The organism is Bifidobacterium sp. ESL0764 (assembly GCF_029395515.1).
In the GTDB taxonomy this organism is placed as follows: Bacteria; Actinomycetota; Actinomycetes; order Actinomycetales; family Bifidobacteriaceae; genus Bifidobacterium.
Genome location: NZ_CP113919.1, coordinates 277672 through 297453 on the forward strand (window position 1 = coordinate 277672; position 19782 = coordinate 297453).

Annotated in this window: 17 protein-coding genes and 1 pseudogene; 14 read left to right on the plus strand and 4 right to left on the minus strand. The window is 59.2% G+C overall.

Annotated features, from left to right (window positions below; all coding sequences use genetic code 11):
* Positions 1–35: 35 nt before the first annotated feature.
* From tmk to OZX71_RS00940, 3 genes are read left to right on the plus strand one after another with little or no spacing between them, the layout of a single operon-like run.
* The gene (gene tmk, locus OZX71_RS00930; protein ID WP_277160163.1) at positions 36–662 is read left to right on the plus strand and encodes a dTMP kinase; all 627 of its coding nucleotides are present in this window, start codon (positions 36–38) and stop codon (positions 660–662) included.
* A 43-nt stretch (positions 663–705) separates the two neighbouring features.
* Positions 706–861 (plus strand): hypothetical protein, encoded by a 156-nt coding sequence (locus OZX71_RS00935; protein ID WP_277145811.1) that lies wholly within the window; start codon positions 706–708, stop codon positions 859–861.
* Between the two features lie 37 nt (positions 862–898).
* Complete coding sequence (locus OZX71_RS00940; RefSeq protein ID WP_277160615.1) at positions 899–2050, plus strand: DNA polymerase III subunit delta'; 1152 nt, start codon at positions 899–901, stop codon at positions 2048–2050.
* 120 nt (positions 2051–2170) lie between these two features.
* Here OZX71_RS00940 and OZX71_RS00945 read toward each other — a convergent pair whose 3' ends face one another.
* Positions 2171–3250, minus strand: a complete 1080-nt coding sequence (locus OZX71_RS00945; protein WP_277160164.1) for a LacI family DNA-binding transcriptional regulator — start codon at positions 3248–3250, stop codon at positions 2171–2173.
* 202 nt (positions 3251–3452) lie between these two features.
* Positions 3453–3719, minus strand: coding sequence for an HPr family phosphocarrier protein (locus tag OZX71_RS00950; RefSeq protein WP_277145808.1), 267 nt, complete (start codon positions 3717–3719; stop codon positions 3453–3455).
* 216 nt (positions 3720–3935) lie between these two features.
* Between OZX71_RS00950 and ptsP the strand changes: the two genes are divergently transcribed.
* The 8 genes from ptsP to OZX71_RS00990 all read left to right on the plus strand — a co-directional run bounded on the left by ptsP (position 3936) and on the right by OZX71_RS00990 (position 13553).
* A complete protein-coding gene (gene ptsP / locus OZX71_RS00955) occupies positions 3936–5591 on the plus strand; it encodes a phosphoenolpyruvate--protein phosphotransferase (RefSeq protein ID WP_277160165.1) in 1656 nt (551 codons plus the stop codon).
* A 74-nt stretch (positions 5592–5665) separates the two neighbouring features.
* Complete coding sequence (locus OZX71_RS00960; RefSeq protein WP_277145806.1) at positions 5666–6130, plus strand: PTS sugar transporter subunit IIA; 465 nt, start codon at positions 5666–5668, stop codon at positions 6128–6130.
* Between the two features lie 89 nt (positions 6131–6219).
* Complete coding sequence (locus tag OZX71_RS00965; protein WP_277145805.1) at positions 6220–6492, plus strand: PTS sugar transporter subunit IIB; 273 nt, start codon at positions 6220–6222, stop codon at positions 6490–6492.
* Positions 6493–6582: 90 nt separating this feature from the next.
* Entirely contained in the window at positions 6583–8121 is a 1539-nt protein-coding gene (locus OZX71_RS00970) for a PTS ascorbate transporter subunit IIC (protein WP_277145804.1), read from the plus strand.
* A 175-nt stretch (positions 8122–8296) separates the two neighbouring features.
* Positions 8297–8977 carry a histidine phosphatase family protein gene (locus OZX71_RS00975; protein WP_277160616.1) on the plus strand — a complete coding sequence of 227 codons (681 nt, stop codon included), beginning with the start codon at positions 8297–8299 and terminating at the stop codon, positions 8975–8977.
* A 131-nt stretch (positions 8978–9108) separates the two neighbouring features.
* A complete protein-coding gene (locus OZX71_RS00980; RefSeq protein ID WP_277160166.1) occupies positions 9109–9666 on the plus strand; it encodes a YbhB/YbcL family Raf kinase inhibitor-like protein in 558 nt (185 codons plus the stop codon).
* Positions 9667–10137: 471 nt separating this feature from the next.
* Entirely contained in the window at positions 10138–11754 is a 1617-nt protein-coding gene (locus OZX71_RS00985; RefSeq protein ID WP_277160167.1) for a C69 family dipeptidase, read from the plus strand.
* 227 nt (positions 11755–11981) lie between these two features.
* Positions 11982–13553 (plus strand): formate--tetrahydrofolate ligase, encoded by a 1572-nt coding sequence (locus OZX71_RS00990; RefSeq protein WP_277160168.1) that lies wholly within the window; start codon positions 11982–11984, stop codon positions 13551–13553.
* 111 nt (positions 13554–13664) lie between these two features.
* On the opposite strand, the gene OZX71_RS00995 is transcribed toward OZX71_RS00990, so the two are convergent.
* Positions 13665–14702 carry a glycosyltransferase family 2 protein gene (locus tag OZX71_RS00995; RefSeq protein WP_277160169.1) on the minus strand — a complete coding sequence of 346 codons (1038 nt, stop codon included), beginning with the start codon at positions 14700–14702 and terminating at the stop codon, positions 13665–13667.
* 185 nt (positions 14703–14887) lie between these two features.
* The gene (locus OZX71_RS01000; RefSeq protein WP_277160170.1) at positions 14888–15646 is read right to left on the minus strand and encodes a TetR/AcrR family transcriptional regulator; all 759 of its coding nucleotides are present in this window, start codon (positions 15644–15646) and stop codon (positions 14888–14890) included.
* A 246-nt stretch (positions 15647–15892) separates the two neighbouring features.
* On the opposite strand from OZX71_RS01000, the gene ftsY reads away from it, so the two are divergent.
* The 3 genes and pseudogenes from ftsY to OZX71_RS01015 all read left to right on the plus strand — a co-directional run bounded on the left by ftsY (position 15893) and on the right by OZX71_RS01015 (position 19589).
* Positions 15893–17209: a signal recognition particle-docking protein FtsY gene (ftsY, locus tag OZX71_RS01005; RefSeq protein ID WP_277160617.1), complete on the plus strand. Its 1317-nt coding sequence runs from the start codon at positions 15893–15895 to the stop codon at positions 17207–17209.
* Between the two features lie 567 nt (positions 17210–17776).
* Positions 17777–19045 (plus strand): annotated as a pseudogene (locus OZX71_RS01010) (ammonium transporter); the annotation flags it as partial.
* Positions 19046–19250: 205 nt separating this feature from the next.
* Positions 19251–19589: a P-II family nitrogen regulator gene (locus tag OZX71_RS01015; RefSeq protein WP_277145798.1), complete on the plus strand. Its 339-nt coding sequence runs from the start codon at positions 19251–19253 to the stop codon at positions 19587–19589.
* Positions 19590–19782: the final 193 nt, after the last annotated feature.

The window sequence follows — 19782 nt, forward strand, 5'->3', positions numbered from 1 at the left end:
GTTCTGACAGATTGTTTTAAGTAGGATCGAGGATTATGAGCGGGGTGTTTATTTCGTTTGAGGGTGTCGACGGCGTGGGGAAGACCACGCAGGTCGAGCGTCTGAAGCGTTACGTCGAAGAACTCGGACGCGAGGTCGTGGTCACCCGTGAGCCGGGCGGTACGAAGCTTGGGGTCGCCTTGCGACAGCTGCTGCTGCATGGTGGCGATATCGCGCCGCGTACCGAAGCATTGCTGTTCGCCGCCGATCGCGCCCAACATGTCGCCGAAGTCATTCGACCGGCGCTCGCACGTGGGGCGGTGGTGATTTCCGACCGCTATATCGATTCCTCATTGGCCTATCAGGCCGGCGGGCGGGAGCTGACGCAAGAGGAAGTGCGCGACCTGAGTCTCTGGGCGACGAACAACCTGCTGCCGGAGCGCACGTACCTGCTGGATATGGACCCTGCGGTTTCGCATCATCGGCTTGAGCACAGCGAAGATCGCATGGAATCGGCCGGCGACGGGTTTCAGCAGCGTACGCGACAGGCGTTCTTGGACCTGGCGGCGGCTGAGCGGTCGCGGTTCAAGGTCATTGATGCTTCGAAGCCGATCGATGAAGTGTGGCGGCAGATTCGCGGCGATGCCGATGAGCTGCTGGCGGATTGGTCGTGTGGGTTGTAAGACAGGTAAGCAGGCTTAGTTATTGTCGTGTAATGCATGATTTATGGTTTGCGATCTGCAGGTGATTGACCAAGCTGATTCGGTGCGCGACGATTTGTCGTGTAGCGGCTATCGTGCAGACGATTACGTCGACTTCGGACAGGGCATATGGGAGATTGGCGTCATGCTCTCGTCATCAGCTATCGGCGGCAGGCAATAGTGTGGTGATGGCGCAACAGATGAAAAACGGAGGAACAATGAGCGTATGGGACTCGATCGTCGGCCAGGAGCAGGTCGTGGGGCAGCTGCGTGCCATTGCGTCCGGCGACCCCAAGGCCATCGCCCAGTCGTGGCTGATTTGCGGGCCTCCCGGATCCGGCCGTTCCAACGTGGCGCGCGCTTTCGCCGCGGCTTTGGAGAGCCCGAGCCATGGCTTGGGTGATGAGCCGGAGCGTTCCAGCGAGCAGGTGCTGGCCGGCACGCATCCCGATGTCACCGTATTGGCGACGAACAAGGTGACCATCGGCATCGACGAGGTCCGCGACCTGATCGAGACCTCCGAGCAGACCCCCAGCATCGCGCCGTGGCGCGTCATCATCATCGAAGACGTCGACCGCATGCTCGAACGCACCACCAACGTGCTGTTGAAAGAGGTCGAGGAACCGAGCCCCCACACCATCTGGCTCCTCTGCGCGCCAAGCGCCGAAGACGTGCTGCCGACCATCCGTTCGCGCACGCGTATCGTCAACCTTGCTGTGCCTTCGACGCAATCTGTGGCAAAGTTCCTGGAAACGCAGGAGAACATCGAACCCAAACTGGCCGAGCAATGCGCGCGTCTGGCCGAAGGGCATATCGGCGTGGCCAAGCTCTATGCCACCAACGAGCGCGTGAGGGGCGACCGCGCCGAACTGGTCTCAGGTGTGCTCAATATGGGCAAGGCCTCGGATGCCGTGCTGCTCGCCGGCCAACTCATCGACAATGCCAAGGCCCAGGCGCAAAACGACGTCGAAGAGAAGGCGGGAGCGCAGGAAGCCGAATTCCGGCGCATCAACGGCCTGGGTGAAAAGGACCGAATTCCGCCGCAGCTTCGCGGCGCCTTCAACCAGATCGGCAAAAAGGCCGATATCAAGCGCCGGGCCACCAGACGCAGCCGCGATGTGCTCGACCGTGACCTCAATACCGTCGCCAGCATCTACCGTGACGTCGCGGTGATTCAGAACAATGCGGTGGATTCAGCCGGTCTTATTAACAAGGAGAAACGTTCGTCCCTGGTCAACCTCGCCGAGCGCCTGACCCGCCAGAGCGTGGTCGATCGTCTCGAATCGATATCCGTGGCCCGTCGCCGGCTCAATGGCAACGGCAACCAGACCCTGCTTTTCGAAGCCCTGTTCTGCGCGTTGCTGGTGTGAGATCTACGTATATTGTATTACTTGTATTCCGTCATGTCGCTGAAACGCCGAGGACTGTTTGGCTGAGGATTGTGGGTAAGGAACGCGTGAGCCGCACTTCCCGCGCCTGACTGTTTATGATCAGCGCGGGTCGGCCATGTCGCTGGTGCCGATGCGAGGCGAAGATGTCGATTCCCGGCGGATCACTTGCGGGGCAAAGGCCGTATGCGAAGGAAGATGGCGTTTGCCGCTGCGTTTCAACTCGATAAGCCGCAGGGCCTCCTGCGCCATCTCCTCGTATGGCGGCCGCAACGACGTAATCGAAGGCCGGCATGACGTCGCGAGCAAGGTGTCGCCATAGCCGATGACATTGACCTCATCGGGAACCGAGATTCCCAGTTGCCGCAACGCCATGATGGCTCCGGCCGCCACTTCATCCGATCCGCAAAGTATGGCGTTTGGCCGATCGCGGTTGTCGTCTTGAAAAGTCTTGAGAATGTCGTCGTATCCGCGTTGCAACGTGCATTCGCCGAAGGTGATCCATCGCGGTTCGTGCAGATAGCCGGTGATCTGATCGGAATACTGGAATGTCACCAAGGCGTCGGTTGCGTTGTCGGTGTCGATTTGAGGGTTCAGAAACATGATCGAAGTGCCGTTGTGATCGGTGAGATGGGTGATCGCTTCCTGCATTGCCGTCGCTACGTCGACCCCGATCCAGTTGATGCGGGTAGAGGTGCTTTTCCCGGAGATCTGAATGATCGGCGTCTTTTCTTCGGCAAGCTGGGCCAAGGCGGGTGAAAGGTCCATTCGGGGCCCGGGGACGATGACAATCCCGTCGACTCCACGCTCGAGCAACATCTGAAGTCGCTCTTCAAGTTCGTCTTCCTTCTTGCCGGTGCTTATCAGAAGATACTTGCCGGATTCGCGCGCCTTGGACTCCAGTTCGGTGACCAGGTTCGCTGAGAACGAATCGATGGGTTGGGCGATAACGGCTGCGATGATATTGGTGATATCGCTGCGCAGGCTGCTCGCGGCAGGATTCGCGGAATAATGCAGTTTTTGTGCAGCGTCGCGTACTCTGCGGGCGATGTCGTCGTCTTTTTTCCGGCGTCCTGAAAGCACCCTGGAAACAGTGGCTGTCGAAACATTCGCCAATGCTGCGACTTCGGTTATTGAATTGTTCGGATTGATGTGTTCCGAGCCTCTGCCTCGCGGTCTCATGCTTTCTCCCCACAACAATCCGATAGTACGGTGACGATTCTATGCTTGGGCAATACCAAAGCCGTCGTCATCATCGATTTCAATTATAATTTTTTTCTCCTTATCTGTTAATTGTGTCCATGACTGTTCTACACAATACATGCAGACGAGCGAAAGAATAGAGAAATGTTCAATCTTTCGCCCGCCTGCATTGCTGTTTTCGCTATTCGGCCTGTGTGAGTATTTCGATGAGCTTATCGGCCTGTTGCTCTGCTTCGTCGCCGTTGACGGTAATTTCCACGGTGTCTCCCTGCTTGATGCCGAGGGCCATTATTGAAAGGATGCTGGCCGCGTTGACGGGTTCGCCGGGTTTCTTCGCGATGGTCACCGTGCAACCCGATTCGCCGACCGCTTGGGTAAACGACGAAGCCGGGCGGGCGTGGATTCCTACTGGATCGGTGATGGTCGTGGTGCGTTGTGCTGTTGCCATGAAAACTCCTTTGGTTGTCTGCATGCGTTGAGGCTTGTACGCATGAGCATGAGTATAGCAGCTTGAAGCCACCCTAAAGCTGATTTTCAGAAAACGTTTACCGTCTTTACAAAGCTGTTTTTATAGTGTATTATCAAAATTCAGAAACAGTTTACTGAAAATGCATCGTAGCTGGCAATGATGATTGTTGGCTGTTTTGTACTCAAAGGAGCGAAGATGAAGATTGAAGGTTCCGGTATCGGCAGAGGCGCTGCAGTCGGATCGGTTTTGCGTTTTTCGGCTCCGTTGCCACAACCTTCCGACCAGCCTCGCGAGAGTTCAGTAAGCGAAGAGGCCGAGCTTTCCAGAGTCGCGGTTTCGTTGAAAGCGGTGAACGATAATCTCAAAGCTCGTGCCAAGAACGCTGCGCAAGGTGATGACGGAGCCAAGAAAGCGGCTCCGATTCTCGAGGCTTTGGCCCAAATGACCGCAGACCCAGCCCTCGCCGAATCGATTAATCAGCATATTCGCGAAGGATTGAGCGCCGAGCGTGCCACTTTCGAGGGTTTTGCGGGATTCGAGACGACGCTCACGGCTCTCGGCGGGTATATGGCCGAGCGTGCCGCTGATCTGCATGATGTGGGTCAGCGCGTCATCGCCAATCTGATGGGTGTTGCGGCCCCGGGAGTTCCGGAAAGCGACAAGCCGTTCGTCTTGGTGGCGCAGGATCTTTCCCCTGCAGATACCGCTGCACTTGATTTGACCAAGGTCCTGGCCATTGTCACCAGCCAGGGAGGGCCGACGAGCCACACCGCGATTCTGGCGCGTGCCCGTGGCATTGTCGCCGTCGTCTCTGCGACGGGAGCCGATGATTTGGCAAACGGCACCACCGTGGTGGTGGACGCCCGGCACGGTGAGGTCATCTGCGACCCGACCGACGAGCAGATCGCCCAGGCCGAAGCCGTCAAGGCTCGAGTGGCCCAGGCCAAACAGCTTCGTGGCAAGGCCGGTTCCTTCAAGGACGGCCACCCCGTCCCGCTGTTGGCCAATGTGGGCAAGCCCGAGGATGCCGATCCCGCGTTTGAGTACGGTGCGGAAGGCGTGGGTCTGTTCCGTACGGAATTTCTTTTCCTCGGCAATGAGGAGGCTCCGGGCGTCGAGGAGCAGACCAAGGCGTATGCGCAGCTGCTCAGCCGCTTTCCCGGCAAAAAGGTCGTCATCCGCTTGCTTGACGCGGGTGCCGACAAGCCGTTGCCGTTCCTCACTGCCGAAGATGAACCGAACCCGGCGTTGGGCCTGCGTGGCCTGCGTACGTTGCGTGTCCATCAGAAGGTCCTCAACGATCAGCTCGATGCTTTGGCTGCCGCCGACGCCCAGACCGATGCCGATCTGTGGGTCATGGTCCCCATGGTCACCGACGAGCAGGAAGCCGAGTATTTTGTCAGGCTCGGCAAGTCCAAAGGCCTGAAAAAGGTCGGTATCATGGCTGAGGTCCCCTCCATCGCCTTCATGGCCGAAGAAGTCTCCAAAGTGGCTGATTTCGTCTCCATCGGCACCAACGATCTGACGCAATATACGCTCGCTGCCGACCGTACGCTTGGTTCCGTTTCCAACTATCAGACGGCATGGCATCCGGCGGTGCTGCGTGCCATCAAGATGATAGCCGACGCGGGAAACGCCAACGGCATGCCGGTAGGCGTGTGCGGTGAGGCCGCCGCCGATCCGGAGCTTGCGGTGGTGCTTGCCGCCATCGGTGTCAACTCGCTGTCGATGACCCCGGTCGCATTGGACGATGTTCGTGCCCAGCTCGCCGATACGACTTGGTCGCAGGCTCAGGAGAAAGCCGACAAGGCGCTTCGAGGCGATTTCTATCACTCGATTATGGCTCAGTGACGGCCAACCATACGAAAACATCGCGGAGCAACGGTAATTTTAGTGGTCGCTTCGCAACAAAGAAAGGAAAGATCGTGGCCAATAACGATGCAACAAGCGATATCGACGGTTTCCTGCCTGATTCCTCGTTCCTATTGGATGTGCCGGCTAAGGATTGGAAGGATGCCATCCGTCTGGCGGGCAAAGGGTTGGTGGCTTCGGGCTTCACTACCGATGCCTACACCGACGAGATGATCGCCACCGTGGAGAAGATGGGCCCCTATATCGTCATTGCCCCCGGCATGGCGCTGGCTCATTCCCGTCCGTCCGACGCGGTGCTTCACACCGGTCTGAGCTGGGTGAGGCTTTCCACGCCGGTCGAATTCGGCAGCAAGGCCAATGATCCGGTCGGTCTCGTCATCGGGCTTGCAGGCCATGACGAGAATGAGCATATCAAAGTCATGTCCGCAGTTGCGGGCGCGCTTTCCAAGCCCGAAAAAGTCAAGGAACTCGCCACCGCTGCGACTGCCGACGAGATCAGGGAAATCCTCAATCGCTGAATCATTTTTGCAATAGGTCAATAAATTGGTCGTCCATCCCGTTTCCGTCTTTGCGAGGTTGCGCGATGGCGTAGGAAAGGAAAAAGATTATGGATATTTTGTGCGTCTGTGGGCATGGAATCGGCACTTCGGTGTTGCTGAAGGTCAATGTCGAATCCGTCGCATCCGATCTCGACATGGATGTCAACGTCACCACCGCTGACATCGGCGCAGCCAAGGGCACCGCCGATGCAAGCGACCTGGTCATGACTTCGCCCCAGCTGGCTCCTCAGCTCGACGGTGTTACCACGCCGATCGAGACCGTCAACAACTTCATGGACACCGACGAGATCAAGGCGATTCTCGAGAAGTACGACGACTGATTGTCTTCTCGACTGGTTTCGGGGCTTTGCGCCCCGGAATCGACGCGATGAAGAAGAGAACAACAAAACAAGAAAGAGAGTATAAGGACAATGAATGTTCTTGCTACCATTTTTAACTTTATAAGCCAGCAGATACTCAACGTGCCGGCTTATATCATCGGTCTGGTCGCGGCTGTCGGCCTGATCGCCCTGAAGAAGAACGTGGGCCAGATTATCTCCGGCGCATTGAAGGCCGCGATGGGCTACCTGATTCTTCAGGCCGGTGCCAGCGTGGTTTCCGGTTCGCTGAACCCATTCGGCCAGCTGATTTTGAAGGCGACCGGCGCTCACGGCGCCATCGCCACCAATGAGGTCATCGTGGCGCAGGCGGCGAAGGACTTCGGTGCGTCCTCGGCCTATATCGTCGTTATCAGCTTCGTGCTGATGCTGCTGCTGGCGCGCTTCACCCCGCTGAAGTACGTCTTCCTGACCGGCCATCACATGGTCTTCATGTCCACTCTGCTGGCTCTGGTGCTTTCCTTCGGCTTCGGTGCGAAGAACTCCTGGCTGGTCGTCGGCCTGGGCGCCATCCTCATGGCCGTCATCATGGTGGCCACCCCTTCCTTCGCGCAGCCGTTCATGAACCGCATCACCGGCAGCGATCAGATTGCCATCGGCCATTTCGGCACGCTGAGCTATGTAGTCTCCGGCGCGCTGGGCACGGTTGTCGGCAAGAAGTCCAAGTCCACTGAGGACATCAACTTCTCCAAGAACACCAGCTTCCTTCGTGATTCCATGGTGTCCACCACCGTGCTCATGATCGTTCTCTACCTCGTTTTCGCGGTGATCGGCGCATTCGCGCTGCCGGCCAAGGTCGCGTTCAGCGTCTTCCCGTCCGCGCCCAAGGACTACGGTGCCTACTTCATGGCCGCTTTCGGTCAGGCTCTGCAGTTCGGCATCGGCATCGCCATCATCCTTTACGGCGTCCGCCTGATTCTCGGTGAACTCGTCCCGGCTTTCCAGGGCATCGCCAAGAAGGTCGTGCCCGGCGCCAAGCCCGCGCTGGACATCCCGATCGTCTTCCCCTATGGCTCCAACGCCTCGCTCATCGGCTTCCTTTCTTCCTTCGTGGGTGGCTTGGTTGCTCTGGCGGTTATCGCCGTCTGGCTTGGACCCATGTGGGGCCTGGCGCTCATCCTCCCTGTCCCTCACTTCTTCGGCGGTGGTGGCGCCGGCGTGTTCGGCAATGCCACTGGCGGTCGTAAGGGCGCCATTCTCGGTGGCTTCGTCACCGGCATCATCATCACGATTCTTCCTGCCATGCTCATGACCGTTATGGGCAGCTATGGTCTGAAGAACGCCACGTTCAGCGATTCCGACTTCTGCTGGTACGGCCTGATCGCCGGCAAGCTCTCGAGCTTCGGCCCGGTGGCCGGCACGATCAGTCTGTTGATCGTCGCCGCTGTGATCTTCGGCCTCGCTTGCCTGTGGCAGGTGAAGGTCGTCAACAAGGGCTGGGTCCCCGGCGCTGCGCACGCCGCCTTCATCGAGAGCGTCAAGAAGCAGGAAGATGCCGAGCGTGAAGCGGAACGTGCAGCCGAGAAGGCCGCCAAGAAGGCTGCCAAGGCCGCTGCTGCTGCCAAGGCCTGAGTAATCACTCAAGCCAGATGATTGCCGCTGGTTTGCGAATATCAGGGTAGCGGTATGTCAGTGTGATGATGGGTTCGGCCAACGTGTGCAATACGTAGTCGAGCCCATCTTATTATTCCCGTCATGATCCTCACCATGATCGTTGCGGGCGCAAGAGGAGAGAAACGAAATGGCAATGACTGATGGCAATATCGCAGCCGGAACGTTGGTTTTGCTGCGGCATGGGCAGACGGTGTGGTCGCAAACGGGCCAATACACCGGTCGGACGGATATTCCGTTGACGGCGCAAGGCGAACAGCAGGCGAGAGACGCCGGAGAACGGTTGCGCGCCCGGCTGCCCGAAGGCTTCGAGAGCGACTATGTGTTCTGCAGTCCGCTGGCGAGGGCACGCAGGACGGCTGAACTCGCTGGTTTCCCGGATTACCGGGAATGCCCTGACATCATGGAATGGAACTACGGTCTTGCCGAAGGGCGTTCCCCGAAGCAGATCGACGAGTTGCTTGGTCACCATTGGGATCTGATGGAGGATGGCGTCTCCAAGCTGCCATCCAGCTTCGCCGGCGATTGGACCGACCGTCTGCCGGATGGCACCGAGATCTGCGTACACAACCACGGAGGCGAGAGCATCGAAGACATCGCCGCCCGTGCGTGCAAGGTCGTCGAACGCGTCGACCCGATGATTCGTGAAGGCCACAATGTCCTGTTGGTCGCTCACGGACATATCCTGCGTATGTTGGCGACCCAGTGGCTGGGCGTCGAGCCGATCGTCGCGAACCAGCTGCGTCTTGGCACGGCCGCCTTTTCGCTCTTCGGCGTCTATAAGGGGCGTCGCGTGCTGCGCAACTGGAATCTATGACGCTTGCGTCCAACGGCTTTTACGGTCGTGAGACTTTGGACGTTGTTGTTTTTCCCGGCCCTCCCTGCCGAGGGTCGGGTTTTTGATATTTCGAGTGAACGTTCGTCACAAGCCCGAGGGATACTTGAAGCATGAAGATTTCAGCAGATTTTACGACCATTCCCGATGATTTCACCGGGGCGGCGGCGCCTGAATACAAGGTCGACGGCACACCGATCATCTCGTTGCCGTTCTATATCGACGAGCTCAGCCAAGGCATGCAGTACCTGCACTGGCAGGTGACCGATCCGGATTCGATCCCCGTCTGCGGCTTCGAATGGATCCACTGGTCGGCGGCCAACGTGCCGGTCGACGCGCTGATGTTCGATTTCAACGATTCCCACGCCCTTGAGATCCCGCCCGATTTCTCGCGCACGCTGCCGACGATGATTCCCGAGGCCGCGCAAGGGCGCACGAGCGCCGCCAGCAAGTTCGTCGGTTCGAGCAATCCCGCGGTGACGATGCGCTACAACGGCCCGACCCCACCCGACAAGCCGCACGGCTACGTCCTGCACGTCTGGGCTACGGCCAATCCGCTGCCGGATATGCGTCAGGGCTTCTGGCTCAACGATTTGTATCATAAGATTCTCGATTACAGCGGCCCGATTGACGACGCCGAGATCACGCTTATCGGCAATCCGGCGAAATAAAAGCGCCCACGTGGGTTGGAATCTGCTGGCCGTCCTCCGGTTTCACGCCTGCGAATATCAAGGTTCTCGATTCCGAGGTGCCATCCTCCCCAAACCAGCCATTATTGTGATGTTGGTGCCACCAAGTCCCCTGTTTTTCGAAGATTAACCCCGAAATTGCCATTTTTCGGGCATCTTGGTGCACCAAGATGCCCGTTTTTTACGAATATGGCCTCCATTCTGCGTATTTTGGGTATCTTGGTGGCACCAACAGACGTTCAAAATGAGGAATAGGCGGATGGAGACCAAGGGTCTGTGCGTGCAGATGCGTACAGATGCGTACAGCCGACCCGAACAGAGCAGTGGGGTTGGTTCTGACCCAAGATGATCTTCATGTGCGAGCAGGCATCTATCATGAAAACAGTATTGGCATCCAGTCGTTATGATTAGTAATCAGCACTTGGTCATTTCATTTCAGGAGAGGAAACAATTATGGCATGCACCACCATTCTGGTCGGCAAGGACGCGAGCTATGACGGCTCGACCATCATCGCGCGCAACGAGGATTCGGCGAACGGGGAGTTCAACCCCAAGCGTTTCGTCGTTGTCAAGCCCGAGGACCAGCCGCGGCATTACCGCAGCGTATTGAGCCACGTTGAGGTCGAGTTGCCCGACAACCCGATGCAATATACCTCCATGCCCAATGCCGACACCAAGGAAGGCATCTGGGGCGAGGCCGGCGTCAACGAGGCGAATGTGGCCATGAGCGCCACCGAGACGCTGACCACCAACGAGCGCGTGCTCGGTGCCGATCCGTTCGTGGAATTCACGAAAGCCCAAGGCAAAGAGGGCGAGGAGGGCTACGTGCCCGAGGTCGCTGGAGGCATCGGCGAGGAAGACTTCCTGACCATCGTGCTGCCCTACATCAAGACGGCCCGCGAAGGTGTCGAACGCCTGGGCGCGTTGCTGGAGCAGTACGGCACCTACGAGATGAACGGCGTCGCCTTCAGCGATTCCAATGAGATCTGGTGGTTGGAGACCGTCGGCGGCCATCATTGGATCGCCAAGCGCGTGCCGGACGAGGCCTACGTGACGATGCCGAATCAGCTGGGCATCGACGAGTTCGACCTCGAGGACGCCTTGGGCGAGCAGGAGAACTGCATGTGCTCGGCCGACCTGAACGAGTTCATCGAGGCCAACCATCTCGACCTCGCCGTCGAGGCGACCACGCCGTTCAACCCGCGCGACGCTTTCGGCTCGCACTCCGATTCCGACCACGTCTACAACACCCCGCGCGCCTGGTACATGCAGCGGACCCTCAACCCCTACGACGAGGTCTGGGACGGCCCCGAGGCCGACCATACCCCGGAGTCCGACGACATTCCGTGGGCCCGCCAGCCGGAGCGCAAGATCACCATCGAGGACGTCAAGTATGTGCTCAGCTCGCACTACCAGGGCACACCCTACGATCCGTACGGCCACCGCGGCGACGAGCACACCCGCCACATGTACCGCACCATCGGCATCAACCGCCAGTCGCAGCTTTCCGTGATGCAGATTCGTCCGTACCGCCCGCAGTCCGACCGCGCGATCCAGTGGGTCTCCTACGGCTCCAACCCGTTCAACACGTTGGTGCCGTTCTACCCGAACGTCGACGCCACGCCGGCCTATCTCGAGGCCACCACCACGCGCGTCACGAGCGAGAACTTCTACTGGGCCAACCGCATCATCGCGGCGCTGTGCAATTCCGCCTTCTCCGACACCGCCAACGCCATCGAGCGCTACCAGGAACTGACCGGCGGTATGGCGCACCGCATGGTCGCCGCCACCGACGAGCAGGTCGCGCGTCTGGGCGGCGACCAGGAGGCCAGTGCCGAATCGATGGCCCAGGCCGAGCTCAACGCCGGCAATCCGGACGGTGACGTCGAGCCGATGGAGCCCGACCAAGTCATCGCCTCGACCCGCAACGCCGAAGTGCGCGAGATCCTGCGCGCCGCCAACCAGTCGATGGCCGACCAGGTCAAGAAGGAGACCGACGTGCTGCTTGACACGGTGCTCTACACGGTCTCGATGAAGATGGCCAACGGCTTCAACAGGTCTGATAACTGACGAACTGAGCACAAAGGTCGGTCGATACGAAACTAGGAACGGCGGTATTCCGTGTTTTAGATTTCATGTCGGCCGACTTTTGTGCTATGCGGCGACGTCTGCTGATAGGCTTGGGATATTGGCCGCGGTGATATCGGACGTTGGCTTGCGCGCAGATTTAAGCGCATGTGCCGATAAGGCTCCGCGGGATTTTAGAGTATTTCCAACGTGTTGAAAGCAGGTATGGCATGGCACTTATCGATCAATTCACGACCCAGTACGGGCTGGTTCAGAAAATCGACGCGTTCGGTTACCTCGATTACCTGCGCGACCACGCTGACGAGCCGCGCAAACACGGCCAGGTCATCCTCGTCACCGCCGACACCCCGCTGAAGGCCTCGCGCGGCGAGGGCAAGACCACCACCACCATCGCGCTCATCGACGCGTTGCGCGCCCGCGGCATCGACGCGACCGCCGTGCTGCGCCAGCCGAGTATGGGCATCACCGCGGCTGGCTCCAAGGGCGGCGCCTCGGGCGGCGGCAAGTCCTCGCTTTCGCATCCCGAGTTGATTGACTGGGGCCTGTGCGGCGAAATGGCCGCCATCGAAAACGCGCAGAACCTGCTGGTTTCCTTCGCGGAGAAGGCCATTGACGATGGGCTTATCGACACGATTCTGGTACCGCGCGTCTCGGAAGTGCCGTCGCGTTCGCTGCGCCAGATTGCCGTCGACCGTGGCAAGGGCAACGTTCCCGAGCGCGTGGTGCTGACCCCGACCTGCGAGCTGATGCAGATCGTCGTGCTCTCGCGCTCCATGGACGAGATTTCGCAGCGTGTTTCAAAGATGGTGGCGGGCACCAAGGACGGCAAGCCCGTCACTTTCGGCGAGTTCATTGACCTCTGGCGCATCACCGGCATCCTTGGCGACGCGGTGAAGCCAGCCAAGACCGAGACGGTCAACGGCTCTCCGGTTTACGTGCACTGTGGTCCGTTCGCCAACGTGTCGCTGGGCATTCCCAGCCTGATTTCGGTCGAGATGGCCTGCGCGCTGCACGATGTCGTCGTCGTCGAGGCCGGGTACGGCGCGGATGCCGGGGCCCAGAAGTGGCTCGACATCGCCTGCCGCGAGTTCGGTGCCCAGTGGCCGGCCGCCGCGGTGGTGGTCACCCGCGCCTCGACCTGGCGCGACGACCCGACGCTTTCCTGGCGCTACCCCTTCCATGTCCACCGCCTCGAAAGCCTTGGTATTCCGACCTTCCCGCTGGTCAACCTCTGGGACGGCGAGGACGACCAGATCGCCTCCCTGCGCGACACCGCCAAGTCGCTCAACTTCCGCAATCCCATCATCGGCAATCTCTTCCGTGATGGTGGCGAGGCGCTGGCCCCGCAGCTTGATGCGTTCGTCGGTGCGCTCGAAGACGCGAATGGTTCCAAGAATATTACCAACGCGTCGGCTCCGGCCGATGCAGCCGATCCGGAAGCCGCCAACAACCGTGCCAGCCACAAGGGCATGGGCTTGGTCGAGGACGTGAAGTGGATTGCTGGCAACGCTTACGGCGTCCCTGCCGACCGCGTGCTGTTCAAGGAAGGTTTCGCCGAGTCCCTTGCCTCCGCGACCGAGCTTTGCAACGGCGTCGGCACGAGCGTCGACGACCTCGCGGTGGTGGCGGTGAAATCCCCGGCCACGATGACCGACAACGATTCCGCCGCAGCCGACGAGCGCACCGTGACACTCAAAAAAGTCGAGCCGCATTTCGGTGCCGGCGTGGTGCAGGTCAATCTCACCACCTCGCTCACGACCCCGATGCCCAAAATCGTCTGAGACCGCTATATGGCTGAAAGTCAGAGCGAGGACGACGGCCATCGCGAAATCATGTTCATCGGCCTGTCCGTATTCATATTGATACGAGTTTGTATTCCCGTTTGAACGTGTTTAGTTGAAACCGATGATATGTTCCGAGATGCGGTAGCCCATGCGGATGATCCAGCGGCCGAGCGAACCGGGCAGGTTGATGGCGCGGGAAGGCAACTGGCGGCGTACGTCGCGTGCGATCTGAGGCGAAACCGCGCGTTGGTTGTCCCACAGTTCCCGCTTGATCTGGTAGTTTGCGGGCTGGCGCGAAAGGATGAGGAACACGCTAGCGACGACACTTTCGATGGAGAGGAAGTGAATCATATAGCGGTAAAGCCCGTCGGGCACGTTCTTGCGCTCGGGGGTGGCGGCGACCATCGCGCGGTTGACGCGCACCAACTGGTCCACACGCCGAATCATCACGTCGGTCTGCACGCTCTGCCCGTCGCGGCCGATGAAGTAGTGATAGAACGGCGTGCTGACGTACATGAGCGTTCGCACCCACGGGAACGGCTGGTAGGCGTAGATGAAATCGACGTAGAACGTGTGCTCGGGCAGCTGGGTCTGGGCCTGCCGCAGCACGTCAGAGCGGAAAATGAGCGCGTGCATGATCATGTATTGCGCGATGCCGAAATGTTTGAGATCGTCCCAGACCAAGCGCTTGTCCGCGGCCATGACGCTGTCGAATTTGACGACGTGCTTGCGTCGCTTGCCGACTTTGTCGTAGACGTAATCGGTGACGAACATGTCGATCGGTTCGCTGGCGTTGTGTTGCCGACGCATTACGTTCATAAGCTGCTTCAGTGAGGCTGCACCTACCCAATCGTCGGCGTCGACGACTTTGAGATACATGCCTTCGGCGTTGGCGATGCCAGTGTTGACCGCACCGCCGTGACCTTTGTTTTTCTGATGGATGACGTGAACGATGCCGGGTTTCGCCGCCGCAAGCCGATCCGCAAGTTCCGGCGTGCCGTCGGACGATCCGTCGTCGACGATCAGTACTTCGATGTCGTCGTTGTCGTCAATGGCTGTCAACGACGAAACGCAACGCTCAAGGTAGGCGCTCATATTGAATGCGGGCACAACGAAAGTAAGCGTTTTCAAGCTAGTTTGCGGCATGATTCCTCATTATCGGAATTCGCCGCGTTGGTGCGGCGGACACCAGCTAATTTACCATGTAAACCCGTCAATGGCGGGGTTGCGTGCGTGAGCTGCATTACTTTCGGCGGTGTATCGCGCGAAACTGTCGTCAGACGGACTATTTTCTATTGCCTGATTTGTTTGATTGAGCCGCGTTATTTGTATTATTTGCGTATTTCGGCGTCTTTGGCATTTGCGGCGTTGCTCTTTTCGCTGTTTCCGGTGCTGTCGCCTTTGCTGCCTTTGCCGTCTCCGTCGCCTTTGCCGGCGCCCGCGTCGTCGCCCAAATCGTCGTTCAGGTCGTTCTCGAATTGCAGCTTCGGCTTGGCTTCGAGGCGCGAGAGGCCGTGCCAGGCGAGGTTGACGATGTGTGCAGCGAGCTGTTCCTTGTCGATCTTCTTCTGGTTCGCGGCCCAATACTGGCCGGTGAAGACGGTCATGCCCACGAGCATCTGCGCGTAATACGGAACGCCTTTTGCCGGCAGCTTATGTTGTTTGAACGCCTTCGTGAGAATCTCCTCGACGCGCAGGCTGACGTCGCCCAGCAGCGAGCTGAACGAACCGGCCGGGTCGGTGGTGGGGGAGTCGCGCACGAGCACGTTGAAGCCCTCGGAATTTTCCTCGATATAGGTGAGCAGTGCCAGGGCCGTGCGCTCCACGATCTGGCGCGGATGAGTGTCGCCGGCGGAAAGCGCGTTGATCAGCGTGCTCGTCAGCTTCTGCATCTCTCGGTCGACGATGACGGCGTAAAGGCCTTCCTTGCCCCCGAAATGTTCGTAGACGATGGGTTTCGAGACCTTCGCGGCGGCCGCGATTTCCTCCACGCTCACCGCTTCGTAACCTTTGGCGGCAAAAAGCCCGCGCCCGATGGTGATGAGCTGTTCGCGGCGCTGGTACGAGGTCATTCTGGAAGCATTTGACATAGTTATATTGTATGCGGCGCACGCGCCCAAAACGGAATTGTTGATCGATGATTACTTTGCTTGATAAAAGATGTTTTTGTTTCTGGTTTGAGTGTGTTCTTCCACATTCAGACTCACCCTAGCCCATGGTTATTGAACGATACCATGGAAATTTGTACAGTTTCTTTTGGAAACCATGGGTTCGGACGCGCGCTTTGCGTCGGGTCTCGCCAATAATCTTGAAGCATGACTCTTATGATCAATCCGATGATTATCGTTGCGGCGCTGGTTGTCGTCGCCGTCGTGCTTATTGCCGTGGCTGCGTTGGTGGCGCATGCGCACAAGAACAACGGCGCAAATGCGCAGAACGCCAATGTTGCCGCCGATGCAAAAAGCACGGAAGCCGACTCGTCAGATGATGCCGACAACAAGGAATCAAGCAAAGCCGTTAAGAATACCGAAAAAGCCGGCAAATTCGGCAAAGCCAAGGAAGAGAAAAGCTCCGATAAATCTCCGGAGGGCGGAACGCCAAGCGCCGAGGGCGAGTCGGAGCAGAACCCCCAAATCAAGAACGCAACCAAGCCGGGATCGCGTGCCGAATCTTCTCATAACGGAAAAAACAAAGAAACTGACGCGAAGCCAGATGTCGAGACTCCTGAGCCCAAAGCCTCACGTGCCGTCCGCCTCAAGGAGAAACTGAGCAAGTCGTCGAACCCGTTCGGTCGGGTACTCTTTAATATTCTCGCCAAAGACCAGCTTTCCGAGTCCGATTGGGAGGACGTCGAAGACACGCTGCTGCTGGCCGATGTCGGCAGCGCCGCCAGCGAGAAGCTGGTAGATGAGCTGCGCAACGACGCCCGGATCACCGGCACTTCGGACCCGAAGGCCGTGCGCGAGGCGCTGCGTTCCAAGCTCATCGACCTGGTCAATGCCCAATCTGACCGCGCGCTCGAGGCCGACAAGCCCGGCGCCAAGAAGCCGAGCGTCATCATCATGGTCGGCGTCAACGGCACTGGCAAGACCACGACCGCCGGCAAGCTCGCGCGCCTGTTCGTCTCGGAAGGCAAATCCGTCATGCTCGCCGCCGCCGACACCTTCCGCGCCGCCGCCGCCGACCAGCTCGAGACGTGGGGCCAGAAGGTCGGTGTTCCCGTCGTTCGCAGCGCCAAGGAGGGCGGCGATCCTGCCTCGGTCGCGTTCGACGCCTCCAAGCAGGCCAAGGAGAACGGCACCGACGTGCTGATCATCGACACCGCCGGCCGTCTGCAGAACAAGGCCAACCTGATGGACGAGCTGGGCAAGATTCGCCGCGTCACCGAAAAGAACCTGCCGGTTTCGGAAGTGCTGCTCGTGCTCGACGCGGTTACCGGCCAGAACGGCATGGCCCAGGCCAAGGTGTTCGCGCAGGCCATCGGCATCACCGGCGTCGTGCTCTCCAAGCTCGACGGCTCGGCCAAGGGCGGCATCGTCATCTCCGTGCAGCAGGAACTGGGCGTGCCGGTGAAATTGGTCGGCCTGGGCGAAGGCCCCGATGATCTCGCACCCTTCGACCCAGAAGGTTTCGTCGACGGCATTCTCGCCTGAGGCAAGTCAGCACAATTTGTGCGAGACGGTAAACTTCGGCCGTGCATCAGCCAGCCATGGTTGGTGCGCGGTTTCGTATCGTCGGGCAGATAGTGTGATTTTCTCTGTACGGAACGGATTGTGCGGAGTTAATCACGGTTTTGGGCGTGGTTGTGTGATTTGTTTTGTGGGTATGCGGAGTTAATCACGGTTTGGGGCGTGGTTGTGTGATTTGTGTTGTGGGTGTGCTGGGTTAATCACAGTTTTGGGCCTCATTGTGTGATTAACTCTGTATCGGGCATGGATATGCAGAGCTAATCACAGTATTGGGGTTTATTCTGTGATTAGCTCTGTATCCGATGCGAATGTGCGGAGATAATCACAGTTTGAGGCGCAATTATGTGATTGTCTCTGCATGGAACCCGGCAATCCTGCTTGATACGTAACCATCATGTTTCGGCGATGATGCGTGCTTTACATCGCCGTAATCTCGTGTCAAACTTCCCCTTACGTTGACCGTGTTGTATGTCTCCATATGATTCGCGCATCAGACCAGGTACGCGTTTGGGGTTGGTGAGGGGACACGACATGGATACAGGAAATGCCGCATGGATGTTGATCGCGGCGTCGCTCGTCTTTCTGATGACGCCCGCGGTGGCGTTCTTCTACGGAGGCATGGTGCGCCGCAAGGCCGTGCTGAACATGCTGATGCTTTCGGCGGGTGCGCTTGCGGTGAGCACTATCATCTGGGCCTTGTGGGGTTGGTCGATCGCTTGGGGCGGCAAGGATATCGGCGGCATCTTCGGCGAACCGTCCACCGGCTTCCTGCTCGGCGACACGATGAAGGCCGGCAAAGACGGCGTTTTCACCACCACTGGCCTGACCCCCAATGGCAACAACTACCCGGTGAGCATCGACGTCGCCTTCCAGCTCGCCTTCGCCATGATCGCCGTCGCGCTCATTTCCGGGGCGCTTGCGGAACGTATCAAATACAGCACGTGGATGATTTTCGTCGCCATCTGGGTGACGCTGGACTACGCGCCCATGGCCCACATGGTCTGGAACGGCGGCCTGCTCTCGCCCGACGGTCTGATCTCCAGGCTCATCGGTGCGCCGGTCCACGATTTCGCGGGCGGCACGGTCGTCCACATCAACGCGGCCGTGGCGGCTCTGGTCATCGTCCTGCTGATCGGCAAGCGCAAGGACTTCGGCAAAGTCCCGATCCGTCCGCATAACGTCCCCTTCGTCATGCTCGGTGCGTTCCTGCTCTGGTTCGGCTGGTTCGGCTTCAACTCGGGTTCGGCCTTCGCGGCCAACGGCGTCGCCGGTTATGCGTGGGTCAGTACCTCGCTGGCCGCCGCTGCGGCAATGCTGAGCTGGGGCTTTACCGAGAAGATTCGCACGGGCCACTACACGGCGGTCGGCGCGGCCTCGGGCATGGTGGCCGGCTTGGTCGGCATCACGCCCGCCGCCGATGTGGTTTCGCCGCTCTGGGCCATGGCGATCGGCGCGATTGTCGGCGTGCTGACCTGCCTGGCGTGCGGGCTCAAGTTCCGTTTCGGTTACGACGATTCACTGGATGTGGTCGGCGTGCACGGCGTCGGCGGCTTAGCCGGTACCATCCTCATCGGCTTCTTTGCGCAGGGTGCGGGGCTTTTCGCGGGCGGTAGCTGGCGTCAGCTTGCGGTGCAGGTGGTAGTGGCGCTCGCCGCGGTCGTGTACTCCGCCGTGGTCACGTTCGTCATCGCTTTCGCGCTCGAAAAGACCGTCGGCTGGAGGGTGGACGGGGACCAGGAACTGGCCGGCGTCGACCTTGCCGACCAAGGCGAGAGCGCGTACGATTTGGCAAGTACGAGCAAGGGTGGAACGCTTATGGATCTGGCGGTTCGTTATCCCAGCTATTCCAAGGTGCATGGCAACTCTGAGAATGTCAGGTCGGTCGTTGCCAAGCCGACGGCGGTGGCAATCGCGAAGGAGACTGAACAATGAGACCAATTGTTGAAGGACGTCTCGTCCGTTGCTGCCGAACCAACCCGATACCGGCAAGCCAGGAGATGGAACGATGAAACTGATTACCGCGATTATTCAACCAGCGAAGTTTGAGGAAGTCCGGGACGCCCTTGCGGCCGCGGGCGTCGAGGGCATGACGGTCAGCGAGGTCAATGGCTGCGGTGAGCAGCACGGCTATACCGAGGTCTATCGCGGCGCGAGTTATTCGGTCAACCTCATCCCCAAGATCCGTGTGGAGGTGGCGGTGCGCGACGCCGACGCCGAGACCCTGGTCAACATCATCGTGAAAACCGCCCGGACAGGCACCATCGGCGACGGCAAGGTGTGGGTCGTCCCGCTGGATTCGGTGGTCCGCGTGCGTACCGGCGAGCGTGACGGCGACGCCATCTGAGCGGTTGTCGGGCGGCCGGTCCTGAACGGTAAGCGTTCGAGTGCAACGAATGCGTTGGAAAGCAGATTTAGGGGTTGTTTTTCTGCTTTTCGACGCACGCAGTTTCGGTCTTGCGTTGATAAGCAGATTTGCTACCGACTTTTTCTGCTTTTCAACGCATAGTTGGATTATTGTCAGTCCCTTCTGTCTGCAA

Excerpts from the sequence above, each read along its gene's own strand:
- tmk (WP_277160163.1), top strand. The coding sequence starts at position 36 with ATGAGCGGGGTGTTTATTTCGTTTGAGGGTGTCGACGGCGTGGGGAAG.
- OZX71_RS00935 (WP_277145811.1), top strand. The coding sequence starts at position 706 with ATGGTTTGCGATCTGCAGGTGATTGACCAAGCTGATTCGGTGCGCGAC.
- OZX71_RS00940 (WP_277160615.1), top strand. The coding sequence starts at position 899 with ATGAGCGTATGGGACTCGATCGTCGGCCAGGAGCAGGTCGTGGGGCAG.
- OZX71_RS00945 (WP_277160164.1), bottom strand. The coding sequence starts at position 3,250 with ATGAGACCGCGAGGCAGAGGCTCGGAACACATCAATCCGAACAATTCA.
- OZX71_RS00950 (WP_277145808.1), bottom strand. The coding sequence starts at position 3,719 with ATGGCAACAGCACAACGCACCACGACCATCACCGATCCAGTAGGAATC.
- ptsP (WP_277160165.1), top strand. The coding sequence starts at position 3,936 with ATGAAGATTGAAGGTTCCGGTATCGGCAGAGGCGCTGCAGTCGGATCG.
- OZX71_RS00965 (WP_277145805.1), top strand. The coding sequence starts at position 6,220 with ATGGATATTTTGTGCGTCTGTGGGCATGGAATCGGCACTTCGGTGTTG.
- OZX71_RS00970 (WP_277145804.1), top strand. The coding sequence starts at position 6,583 with ATGAATGTTCTTGCTACCATTTTTAACTTTATAAGCCAGCAGATACTC.
- OZX71_RS00975 (WP_277160616.1), top strand. The coding sequence starts at position 8,297 with ATGACTGATGGCAATATCGCAGCCGGAACGTTGGTTTTGCTGCGGCAT.
- OZX71_RS00980 (WP_277160166.1), top strand. The coding sequence starts at position 9,109 with ATGAAGATTTCAGCAGATTTTACGACCATTCCCGATGATTTCACCGGG.
- OZX71_RS00985 (WP_277160167.1), top strand. The coding sequence starts at position 10,138 with ATGGCATGCACCACCATTCTGGTCGGCAAGGACGCGAGCTATGACGGC.
- OZX71_RS00990 (WP_277160168.1), top strand. The coding sequence starts at position 11,982 with ATGGCACTTATCGATCAATTCACGACCCAGTACGGGCTGGTTCAGAAA.
- OZX71_RS00995 (WP_277160169.1), bottom strand. The coding sequence starts at position 14,702 with ATGCCGCAAACTAGCTTGAAAACGCTTACTTTCGTTGTGCCCGCATTC.
- OZX71_RS01000 (WP_277160170.1), bottom strand. The coding sequence starts at position 15,646 with ATGTCAAATGCTTCCAGAATGACCTCGTACCAGCGCCGCGAACAGCTC.
- ftsY (WP_277160617.1), top strand. The coding sequence starts at position 15,893 with ATGATTATCGTTGCGGCGCTGGTTGTCGTCGCCGTCGTGCTTATTGCC.
- OZX71_RS01015 (WP_277145798.1), top strand. The coding sequence starts at position 19,251 with ATGAAACTGATTACCGCGATTATTCAACCAGCGAAGTTTGAGGAAGTC.